This is a genomic window from Actinomadura sp. NPDC048032, assembly GCF_040653175.1.
Taxonomy (GTDB): Bacteria; Actinomycetota; Actinomycetes; order Streptosporangiales; family Streptosporangiaceae; genus Spirillospora; species Spirillospora verrucosospora.
On record NZ_JBEZJP010000292.1, the window covers coordinates 1 to 10480 of the forward strand.

The 10480-nt window shown below is 72.8% G+C and carries 11 protein-coding genes; 3 read left to right on the plus strand and 8 right to left on the minus strand.

What is annotated here, in order from left to right:
• Positions 1–16: 16 nt before the first annotated feature.
• The 5 genes from argS to AB0C69_RS29400 form a co-directional block, all read right to left on the minus strand.
• Positions 17–1801 (minus strand): arginine--tRNA ligase, encoded by a 1785-nt coding sequence (gene argS, locus AB0C69_RS29380; RefSeq protein ID WP_360358379.1) that lies wholly within the window; start codon positions 1799–1801, stop codon positions 17–19.
• A 100-nt stretch (positions 1802–1901) separates the two neighbouring features.
• On the minus strand, positions 1902–2642 hold the full coding sequence (locus tag AB0C69_RS29385) for a hypothetical protein (RefSeq protein WP_353832479.1): 741 nt from the start codon (positions 2640–2642) through the stop codon (positions 1902–1904).
• A 36-nt stretch (positions 2643–2678) separates the two neighbouring features.
• On the minus strand, positions 2679–4085 hold the full coding sequence (locus AB0C69_RS29390; protein ID WP_360358380.1) for an MFS transporter: 1407 nt from the start codon (positions 4083–4085) through the stop codon (positions 2679–2681).
• A gap of 111 nt (positions 4086–4196) precedes the next feature.
• Entirely contained in the window at positions 4197–4550 is a 354-nt protein-coding gene (locus AB0C69_RS29395) for a metalloregulator ArsR/SmtB family transcription factor (protein ID WP_185031921.1), read from the minus strand.
• Positions 4547–4984 carry an SRPBCC domain-containing protein gene (locus AB0C69_RS29400; protein WP_345173231.1) on the minus strand — a complete coding sequence of 146 codons (438 nt, stop codon included), beginning with the start codon at positions 4982–4984 and terminating at the stop codon, positions 4547–4549. The genes AB0C69_RS29395 and AB0C69_RS29400 overlap by 4 nt, the downstream gene beginning before the upstream one ends.
• Positions 4985–5307: 323 nt before the next feature.
• On the opposite strand from AB0C69_RS29400, the gene AB0C69_RS29405 reads away from it, so the two are divergent.
• Positions 5308–5961, plus strand: coding sequence for a helix-turn-helix domain-containing protein (locus AB0C69_RS29405; protein ID WP_360358381.1), 654 nt, complete (start codon positions 5308–5310; stop codon positions 5959–5961).
• Positions 5962–6006: 45 nt separating this feature from the next.
• Positions 6007–6486 (plus strand): YcxB family protein, encoded by a 480-nt coding sequence (locus tag AB0C69_RS29410; RefSeq protein WP_345173226.1) that lies wholly within the window; start codon positions 6007–6009, stop codon positions 6484–6486.
• On the opposite strand, the gene AB0C69_RS29415 is transcribed toward AB0C69_RS29410, so the two are convergent.
• Positions 6470–7570 (minus strand): DUF6183 family protein, encoded by a 1101-nt coding sequence (locus AB0C69_RS29415; RefSeq protein WP_360358382.1) that lies wholly within the window; start codon positions 7568–7570, stop codon positions 6470–6472. The genes AB0C69_RS29410 and AB0C69_RS29415 overlap by 17 nt on opposite strands.
• A gap of 53 nt (positions 7571–7623) precedes the next feature.
• Here AB0C69_RS29415 and AB0C69_RS29420 point away from each other — a divergent pair, with 53 nt between their 5' ends.
• Positions 7624–8742: a hypothetical protein gene (locus AB0C69_RS29420; RefSeq protein WP_360358383.1), complete on the plus strand. Its 1119-nt coding sequence runs from the start codon at positions 7624–7626 to the stop codon at positions 8740–8742.
• A 5-nt stretch (positions 8743–8747) separates the two neighbouring features.
• On the opposite strand, the gene AB0C69_RS29425 is transcribed toward AB0C69_RS29420, so the two are convergent.
• Together AB0C69_RS29425 and AB0C69_RS29430 are read right to left on the minus strand one after the other, a co-directional pair.
• Positions 8748–9542, minus strand: coding sequence for an enoyl-CoA hydratase-related protein (locus tag AB0C69_RS29425; protein ID WP_360358384.1), 795 nt, complete (start codon positions 9540–9542; stop codon positions 8748–8750).
• Positions 9543–9609: 67 nt separating this feature from the next.
• On the minus strand, positions 9610–10480 hold an 871-nt coding region (locus tag AB0C69_RS29430), incomplete at its 5' end, for an acetyl-CoA C-acyltransferase (protein ID WP_360358385.1).

Sequence of the window (10480 nt, forward strand, 5' to 3'; positions counted from 1 at the left end):
GATCAGTACGCGTCCCTCACATCCGGTCGGGTGAGGGAACGCCGAGGAGCTCCAGGCCGGTGACCAGCGTGCGCAGCGTGACCGCGCACAGGGCCAGCCGGGACGCCCTGGTCTCCTCGTCGACGCCCTCCTTGAGCACCGGGCAGGCCTCGTAGAAGGCCGTGTAGCGGGTGGCGAGGCCGTAGACGTACTCCGCCACCAGGTGCGGCGCCGCCGCCGCGCCCGCCTCCTCCAGCGTGATGCCGAAGTCCAGCAGGTGCAGCGCCAGGTTCCGCTCCTCCTCGGTCCCGATCACGATCGGGCCCGTGGCCGACTCCGGCGTCAGCCCGGCCTTGCGCAGGACGGACTTCATCCGGACGCCGGCGTACTGCACGAAGCCGGCGGACCTGCCGGTGAACGCGATCATCCGTTCGAGGTCGAACGGATACTTGCTGCTCCGCGCCACCAGCAGGTCGGCGAACTTCACCGCGCCCACGGCGACGTCGCGGATGATCGCGGCACGGGTCGCGGCGTCGAACCGCTCGCCGCGACCGCTCTCGTCGAACTTCGCCGCGGCCCGCTCGTACGCGCCGTCCAGCAGTGCGGACAGCGGGACCGCGTCGCCGGACCGGCTCTTCAGCTTGCCGCCGGTCGCGGGGTCGGTCACCATGCCGATCTTGGCGTGTTCGAGCACGGTCCCCCTGAGCAGGAAGTCCGCCATCTCCGCGACGGCGAACAGCAGCTCGAAGTGCTCCGTCTGCTCATCGCCCACCACGTAGACCACCCGGTCGGCGCGCAGGACGGCGACCCGGTAGACGATCGTGGCGAGATCGGTGGTGGTGTAGTTGTACCCGCCATCGCTCTTGCGGACGATGACCGCCTTGTCCTCGCCGTCCCTGCCCTTGAAATCCGGCAGGAAGACGCACAGGGCGCCCTCGCTGGGCACCGCGAGGCGGCGCTGCTCCAGCTCGTCGACGATCTCGGGGAGGATCTCGTTGTAGAAGCTCTCCCCCTTGGCGTCGTCGGCGGTCAGCCTGACGCCGAGCCGCTCGTACAACGCGTTGTAGGAACGCAAGGAGACGTCCACGAGGAGCTGCCAGTACCGCAGCGTCTCGTCGTCGCCCCGCTGGAGGGCGACGAGCCGCCGCCGCGACCGTCCGGCGAACTCCTCGTCCGACACGAACTTCGCGTTGGCCGCCTTGTAGAAGGCGCCCGTGTCGCTCACGAACGCGTCGAGCCCGGCATCGGTGCCCCCCTCGAAGTCGAGGAGGTGCTCGATGAGCATGCCGAACGGCGTGCCCCAGTCACCGATGTGGTTGTCCCGGATCACCTCGTGCCCCAGGAACTCCAGGATGCGGGCGACGGCGTCGCCCACGATCGTCGTCCGCAGGTGGCCGACGTGCATCACCTTCGCGACGTTGGGTGAGGAGTACTCCACCACGATCCGCTCCGGCCTCGGGGCCGACAGCACCCGCAGGCGCTCGTCGGCCGAGATCCGCCGGAGCTGTTCCGTGATCCACTCGTCGCTCAGCGTCAGGTTGATGAAGCCGGGCCCGCTGATCCGGACCTCGGACACGACGTCACCGACGTCGAGATGGTCCACGATCCGCTGCGCCACGACCCGGGAGTCGAGGTTCAGGTTCTTGGCCAGCATCAGGGCGACGTTGGCCTGCAGATCGGCCTGCTTGCCCCGCCGGATGACGGGGTCCGTCCTCCAGTGCTCCTGCCCGAAGGCGGCGGCGATCGCGTCCTTGAACTTCCTGGTGAGCACGTCCACCGGCGACGGGCCGGTGATGTTCAACCTGTCTTGGTCGGGCATCATCGCGTGTCTCTCCTGTTCTTGTTTGTCGGTTTGCGGGTCGATCCCGCAACGGTGACCGTCCGCGTCCGCCGGGCCGCGTCAACCCGGCGCCCGCCGCTCCCTACGACTTGATGGACGGACGTCCGGCGATCAGATCGCTCAGCCGGTCCCCGAGGCGCTGGACGGGGAGGCGGTACCGGCGCTCCCTCGTCCGCGCCCGCCGCTCCTTGCGGGACCCCTCCGCGTAGCGGCGCCGGGCCCACGGCGAGTCCGGCCGGGCCAGCCGGATCGCGCCGACGATCGCGACGAGCCCGATGAACAGGCCGATGACGCCCGTCCAGACCTTGCCCTTGAGGAGGGCGATCACCGCGACGCACAGGTTGAACAGCAGGACGCCCGCGACGCCCCACACCCCGTCCCCGGCGGCGTCGTCCACGCCGAGGGGCCGCAGGCCCAGCAGCATCAGCCCGCAGAGCGCGATCATGATGAAGACGACCTCGACCGACAGCCGGCCCTGCTCGCTCCAGTAGACGTCCTGGAGGTGCAGGACCAGGGCGAACTCGTCGAGGACGAGCGCGGTGCCCGCCCCGAACACCGCCGCGGCGGCGGCCGCCCACCCGGACGAGTCGTCCGTGAGGGCCAGTCCGCCCACGCCGCCGACGCACATGAGCACGAGCCCGAACACGACGTGGTGGATGTGCCGTCCGCCGGGCGTCACGTTCCCGGGCCACCACCGCACCTGCCGCCGGATCATCCGCACGCTGAACCGGATGAACAGGAACGCCGCGATGAAGGCCACGATGAAGCAGAACAGCCGGAGCCGCCCGGCGTCCGCGATCTCCCGCGTGAACCACTCCCCCACCCCCGCCCCCTTCCCCGAGGCGGGCAAAGCCCACCTTTACCCGCCGATCCCTTCCGCGGGGCGGGAGCGCAGGCCGAACCAGACGAGGCCCGCGCCGGCGAGCGTCACGGCCACGTCCACGCTGAGCGCGAGGCGGATGCCGGTCAGCTCCGCGCCGCGCGTCGCGGCGATCGAGGCGAGGATCGGGATGCCGACGGTGATGGCCACCTGCTGGGTCATCAGCGTCAGCCCGGTCGCCAGGCCCTGCTCCTCGTTCGGAAGCCCGGAGGTGCCGGTCACGGTGTACGCCACGATGGACGTCACGTGCCCGAAGAAGCCGATGAACAGCGCTGGGACCAGGATCAGGAGCGCCGTCCTGTCGGTGCCGAGGAGCACCAGCGGCAGGGTCGCCAGGCCCTGCACGGCCAGGCCGCAGGTCAGGACGGTCCGGCCGCCGAAGCGCCCGATGGCCCGTCCGGCGAGCACGCCGGCGCCGACGGACGCCAGGCCGGGGACGCCGAAGACCAGTCCGGTCGCCAGCGGCGAGAGGCCGAGGACGTTCTGCAGGTAGAGCGTCGTCAGGAAGATCATGGCGGGCTCCATGGCGAAGACCACCAGGCCCGCGGCGTTGCCCCACTTCACCGTGGGGCGGCGGAGGATGCGCACCGGGGCGAGCGGCGCGGGAGAGCGCAGTTCGATCACCCAGAAGGCGGCCAGCAGCACCACGCCGGCGACGGCGGCGGCGGCGTTCTGCTCGATGACCGCGTAGATGGCGGCCAGCAGGCCGCCCGTCACGGTCACCGCGCCGGGCAGGTCGAGCCGGAGCCGGGCGGGGCGGCTGCTCTCGCCGATCAGGGCGGGGGTGGCCGGCAGCACGGCCACGGCGACCGGGACGTTGATGAAGAAGGCCGCCCGCCAGCTCAGCAGGCTGACGAGGGCGCCGCCGACCAGGGCGCCGACGGTGAAGCCCGCGGAGAGCAGGGCGCCGTTGAGGCCGAGGACGCGCTCCCGCAGCGGGCCCTCGGCGAACGTGCTGGTGATCAGGGACAGCGCCGCGGGGGTCGCCATCGCGGTGGCGAACCCCTGGAGGGCCCGGGCGGTCAGGAGCGTCCCGGGGCCGGCCGCGAAGCCGCCGAGCAGGGAGGCCGCGGTCAGCAGCGCCATCCCGGCGAGGAACAGCCTGCGGCGGCCGAGCAGGTCCGCCAGCCGGCCGAACACCAGCGTGAAGCCCGCGGCGGGCAGCGCGTACGCGGCGGCGATCCAGGGCAGGCCGTCCACGCCGATTCCGACGCCCTCGCCGACCATCGGGAGGACGACGTTCAGAATGGAGAAGTCGACGGACAGCGTGAACCCGGCGCCGAGCAGGACGAGCAGGATCAGCCGTTGCCTGCGGTCGATGCGCGGGTGTCCGCCCGCCGCCCCGGGCGGGGCCGCCGCCCCGGGCGGGGTGGTTTCCGTGGGCATGGCGAAGCGCCCTTTCCGCAGGGGGTGTTCCGGGGGCGCCGGACGATCAGGGCGTCGTCCGGCGTGAGGCGGCCGTGAGCGGCCGCCGGCTCGGCGGGGGGACGGGCGGGGCTAGCGGGCGTCGCGCTCCGCCGCTTCGGCGATGCGCTTGATGTTCGCCAGGCGGCGGTCCCAGTCGGCCGCCAGCGAGGCCATCCACCGCGCCGTCGCGTTCAGGGCCGCGGGCCGTACCGCGTACCGCACCTCGCGTCCGACCCGGCTGCTGGAGACCAGCTCGGCCGCGTCCAGGACGCCCAGATGCTTGACCACCGCCTGCCGGGAGACCGGGAGCCGTTCGGCGAGGGTCGTGGCGGTGGCCTCGCCGTGTTCGGCGAGGAGGTCGAGCAGGCGGCGCCGCGTCGGATCGGCCAGCGCGTTGAGGACGCCGTCGACCGGCGCGGCGCCGCCGTCAGGACTGTCGGTCACGCGGCTTCGACACGGGTCTTGAAGGCGTCCAGCACCTGCGGCCAGCCGCCCGTGTTGTCTTCCACGGCCCTGCGGCGCAGGTCCTCGGATCCGGCGAGCTCCGCGAACCCGCTCTCGACGACGCGCAGCCGCGTCTTGCCGCCCTCGGGGGTCAGCGTGAACTCCACGAGGGTGCTGTTGTCGTCGCGCAGCTCCTCCCCGGGGAAGGCGCTGACCCATCGGTAGGCGACATAGGTGGGCGGATCGACCTTCTCCACGCGCACGGGGAAGTCGCCGTGCGCGGCGTTCCTCACCACCATCGACTCGCCCTCCGCCGCCCCGCCGGGCGGGCCCGGAACGTCGGCCACCCAGAACCCGGGGTCGGCCACCAATGACCAGACCCTCTCCAAGGATGCCGCGATCAGGGTTTCGCGTTCAATTCGGTTCTCGCTCATCCGGCCGCTCCCATGTTCGTCATTCTTGCAACCTCAGGGTTGCACATGGGCGGGCAGATGCGCAACCTTACAGTTGCACGTTGAGGGAGGATCTTGTCTGGGCAGGTCAGGGGCGGGTGATGTCCGGTACGCGCAAAGCGCGGCGTCCGTCACAGGAAAGACCGGGAGCCCGCCCGGGGGTTCACTCGCGGGAACGCACCGCGAGAGGAGCCGCGGTCCAAGGAGGCGGTCCTTCCGGTGGACGGAGGCCACCTGGCCGTATGACGCGGATCACGTCATAGGCTCCGTCGCGGGGACGCGCCCCGCGGCGGGAGGAGCGGATCATGCCGGCACCAGCACCGATGATCTCCGAGGCCAGCACCGTGGAGGTCGCCCCGCGCGACCGCATCGGGTTCTGGGAGGACTACAACCGCAGGGCGCTGGTCGGGCTGTCGTGCACCTCCTACTCGGAGCGGGGGCTGCTGGCCCGGCAGTCCAACTTCCGGCGCGGGACGGCCCGGGAGGGCGCACTGGTGGTGGCGCTGCGGGCCGTCCTGGAGAACCCAGAGGCGCGGTCGCGGGGGAACGTCCTCGACCTGCTGCGGATGATCGCCACGGAGCGGTCGGGCGGGCGGTCCGCGCCCGCCGCCTACCAGACGCAGCTGATCGTCGCCGAGGACTACGTCGATCGGCGCCTGCACGATCCCGGCCTCACCCCCGGGGAGGTCGCGGGCGTGCTCGGGGTGTCGGTGCGGCATCTCGGCCGGATCTTCGAGACGGCCGGCACCACCCCGGCCAGGCACATCCTGGAGCGCCGGCTCCAGCGGGCCCGCGACGAGCTCGCCGCCCCGGCCGCCGCCCGCACGACGATCGCGGACGTGGCCTACCGCTGGGGCTTCTCCAGCCAGGCGCACTTCGCCCGCCGCTTCCGCGCCCGCTTCGGCCTGACCCCCTCGGAGGCGCGGGCCGCCTCCGCTGACCTGCGGTTGCGCCGGTGAGCGAGCCCGGAAAGGATGATCCACACGTTAAGCAAAGGCGGCGTTGTGGACATCTCGGTCAAATATCAGCCCACCAAGGACGAGGTGACCCGGGCTTTCACCCAGGGTTTCAAGAGGCAGCTCACGATCCTGTACGCGGTTCTCGTCATCGCCCTGATCGGGGGCGCGGCCTACAGGTTCGCCTCGGGCGACCCGGGAATGGGCATCGGCGCGCTGGTGGCGGCGGTCCTCAGTCCCCTGGCGGGGACGTGGTGGCTCCGCAGACGCGCGCGGAAGATGCTCGCGTTCCTCTGCGTCCCGACGACGGTGCGGGTGACCGACAGCGGCTACGAGTGCCGGACGGAGGAGTCCACCACGGAGATGCGGTGGACCCTGTTCTCGCACGTGTTCCCCACCCCGGAGTTCTGGCTGCTGTACGTGAACGGCCAGCCCGCCGCCTTCCTCCCCAAGGCGGCCTTCGACACCGCCCAGCAGGCCGAGATCGACGCCTTCCTGGCCGCTCGCAAGATCAGTCGGAGTCGGTGACGGCGAGCACGGCCACCGTCCGGCCGTCCGGGCGCAGGACGGCGATGCCCGCGTCCAGCGGCGGGACGACCTGGAGATGCCAGTCCGAGCCGTAGAAGAGCCAGGTGCACCGGTCGGCGGCCCGCTCGATCGCCGCCAGGCCGGTCTCCTGGACGTCCGCCAGCGCCGCCAGCGACTCCCATGCGGCCTTGCGCGCATAAGCGCCGTGCATGCGGGGCCCGTACGCGCCCCCGGAAGCGGCTCCGCTGAAGAGCGTCCGCAGGACGTCGACGGTGACAACCCGCTGTACCCCGGCCACAGTGGCGCCGGTGCTGGCCGCCGGGAGGAGCCGGAGCAGCGAGGCGCCGAAGTCGGAGGGAGCCAGCGCGCGGTCCAGCCGGAACAGTCCGGCCTCCAGGGCGTCGGCCCCCGACGGCCAGTTGCGGTAGGCGCTCAGCGCCTGCCGAGCCCCGGGCCAGTCGACCGCCGCCGCATCGACGTCGAGACCGGAAGGGCCCGGCGCGTCCGGCGCCCCCTCACCGGGCGGCCGCCAGGGCTCCGCCCGGCCGGGATACCGGGGCAGCCCGAGATGCCGCTCGGCCCCGACCGGCCGAAGCGGCAGGTCCGCCAGCGGATGCCCGGCGGCCCGCAGCCTCGCGGCGAAACCGCCGGCGGACGTCGCGTCGTGGCGCAGGGCCGTCTCCTGGAGGAGGCAGGCCGCCAGTTCGTCCGACGCCTCGGCGCCGTCGAACACCGCGAGGAGATGCTCGGGAGGCTGGGCGCAGGCCAGCCATTCCGCGACCTCCGGCAGGCTGTAGCGAAGGTCGCCGCCCCAGGCCCGCCCCTCGACCGCGAGGGCGCGGACGCGCGCGGTGCGCTGCGCGTCCCCGGGCGCGCTCGCCAGCCGCCCCAGCGCGACCTCGAAGCCGTACCGCATCGGGTGGGTCGGCTTCTCCACCTCCAGCAGCGCGGCCAGCAGCCGTTCGAGCCACTCCGGCTCCGCCTTCTGGACGGCGTTGTCGGTCACTTTGACGGCCCTGTCCCAGTGGCGGTCCTCGTAGGTGTCCGCCAGCCCCATCCGCCGGACGGCCTTCTCGATCTCCACACCGCGCAGTCTCACACCCGAGACGCCAGGAGGGCGACCTCTACGCTGACCCGGTGATCACAGTTCCACGGCACGCCTCCACCTACACCCTCTTCGTCCCGGACGAGGAGGCCGCCCGCGAGGGGGCCCGGGCGCTCACCGGACGCGGCCACACGCTCGTGCGCGTCGCCCCCGACCCCACGACCGGCTCCGGATGGCGGATCGACAGCCTCGACGAGGGCCCCTACCCGGACGACGACGAGCGCTGGTGGAGGGCCGCCGAGCACCGCGCCGTCGCGGTGCTGGCCGAGGGGCTCGGCGGCCGGCTCTCAAGCACGATGGCCCTGACCGAGACCGCCCGCCACATCTTCCCCGGGGGAGAGCGCGTCTGCGACCGGACCGCCGGCGACGTGCGCGAACTCCGGGTGGGCGCCCTCTCCCGCGAGCCCTCCCGCACGCCCGCGCCGGCCATCGTCCACGGCCTTGCCGAGGAGGAGCCGTCCGGCGCCCCCTCGGGCGAGCCGATCGTCCTGGAGGGGCTGGACGACGTCGACTGGTCGTCTCTCACCGGCGCCTACGGACCGGCCGGCGAAGTCCCGGACATCCTGCTCGGCCTCGCCGCCAACGACGAGGGCTGGGAGGACGCCGTCGAGGAGTACTTCAGCACGGTCGTCCACCAGGACACGTGCTACGACTGCACTCCGGAGACCATCAGGTTCCTCGTCCAGCTCGTCCGCGCGCCGCAGCTGTTCCCCGCCTACCGGCTCCACCTGCTGATCCACCTGGCCTACATCGCCACGATCGACCCCGTCCCGGCCGCCGGCGAGCCCGACTCGGACGAGGCCGCCACCTGCCGGGCCGTCCTCGACCGCCTTCCCGACCTGCTGGCCCTCTGGCCGGACGCGCCCGCGGCGGTGCGCGCGTGGCTGGTCGTCCTGGCGGCCGTCCGTCCCGGCGCGGCGCCGCGGCCCGAGTTCCACGAGTTTCGGGAACGGTTGGACGGCCCCAGCCCCGCCCTCGACCTCGCGCTCGCCCTGATCTCCGGTGACGACGGCGCCGTCCGCGACCTGACGCTCGCCGCGGCCGCGTGGGACGAGGAGGTCTCCGCCAAGCTGGAGGAGCCGTTCCCCCGCCGCACCCGCGACCTGAAGGTCCTGTTCCACCTCGCCCTGGCCGAGCTCGCGCCGCGCTAGGCGGCTCAGCGGCCCTGGAAGTCCGGGGGGCGGTTCTCCAGGAAGGCGGTGATGCCCTCCTTGGCGTCCTCGGTGGCGGTCAGCCCGACCAGCTCGGACAGCAGGTGGGCGACCTGGTCCTCCAGGGGGCGGCCCTCGATGGCGAAGAACGCGTCGCGGCCGCGGCGCAGGCCGACGGGGCTCTTGGACGCGATCATGCGGGCCAGCTCGTCCACGCGGGCGTCCAGCTCGGCGCGCGGGACGACCTCGGTGACCAGGCCGATGTCGCGGCCCTCGGCGGCGGTGACGCGGGCGCCGGTGTAGTAGAGCTTGAAGGCGTGCTTCGGCGCGACGTTCCGGTTGATGATCGCCATGATCATCATCGGCCAGAGGCCGACGTTGACCTCGGGGGTGGCGAGTGCGACGTCGTCGGCCGCGATGACCAGGTCGCAGGCGGCGGCGAGGCCGAGGCCGCCCGCGACGGCGTGCCCGGCCAGCCGGGCGATGATCGGCTTGCCGAGCCGGGGGAAGGCGGTGAAGAGGCGGAAGGGGGCGCTGTCCCGGACGGCGGCGGCGTCGGCGACCGGCCGGCCGTCCGCCTGCGCCCGGCCGAGGCCGCCGAGGTCGGCGCCCGCGCAGAACGCCCGGTCCCCGGCGCCGGTCAGGACGATCACCCGGACGCCGGTGTCGGCCTTGGCCCGCTCGAACGCGTCGAGGAGCTCGCCGATCATCTGGTCGCTGAGCGCGTTGCGGGCGTCGGGGCGGTTCAGCGTGATCCGCGCGATCCGCTCGTCCGCCGAATACAGGATGGTCTCGTACATGTCCCCGGCCACCTCCGGACGGTACCGCCCCCCGGAGCGGACTCCGGGGGGCGGTTCCTCGACGGGCTCAGATGCGCTCGATGATGGTGGCGTTGGCCTGGCCGCCGCCCTCGCACATCGTCTGCAGGCCGTAGCGGCCGCCGGTGCGCTCCAGCTCGTGCAGCAGCTTGGTCATCAGGACGCCGCCGGTCGCGCCGAGCGGGTGCCCGAGGGCGATGGCGCCGCCGTTGGGGTTGGTCCTGTCCAGCGAGGCGCCGGTGTCGTGCGCCCACGCCATCGGGACCGGGGCGAACGCCTCGTTGACCTCGAAGACGTCGATGTCGTCGATCTTCAGCCCGGCGCGGTCCAGGGCCTTCTCGGTGGCGGGGATCGGGCCGGTCAGCATGTAGACCGGGTCGGAGCCGCACACCGCGAGGGTGTGGATCCGGGCGCGCGGGGTGAGGTTGTACCGCTTGACGGCCTCCTCGGAGGCGATCAGCACCGCGGAGGCGCCGACGGAGATCTGCGAGGCGACGGCGGCGGTGATCCGGCCGCCCTCGCGCAGGGTCTTCAGGCCCGCCATCTTCTCCAGCGTGGTGTCGGCGCGGGCGCCCTCGTCCTTGGTCAGCCCGGCGATGGGGGCGATCTCGCGGTCGAAGTAGCCGGCCTCGATGGCCTTGGCGGCGCGCTGGTGGCTCTCCAGCGCGAACCTCTCCAGGTCCTCGCGGGTGAAGCCCCACTTCTCGGCCATCAGCTCGGCGCCGCGGAACTGGGAGATCTCCTGCATGCCGTAGCGCTCGGCCCAGCCCTCGCCGAAGGGGAAGGGCATGCCCTTCTCCAGCGCCATGGCGACGGAGGAGCCCATCGGGACCATCGCCATCTGCTCGACGCCGGAGGCGACGACGAGGTCCTGGGTGCCCGACAGCACGCCCTGGGCGGCGAAGTGGATCGCCTGCTGG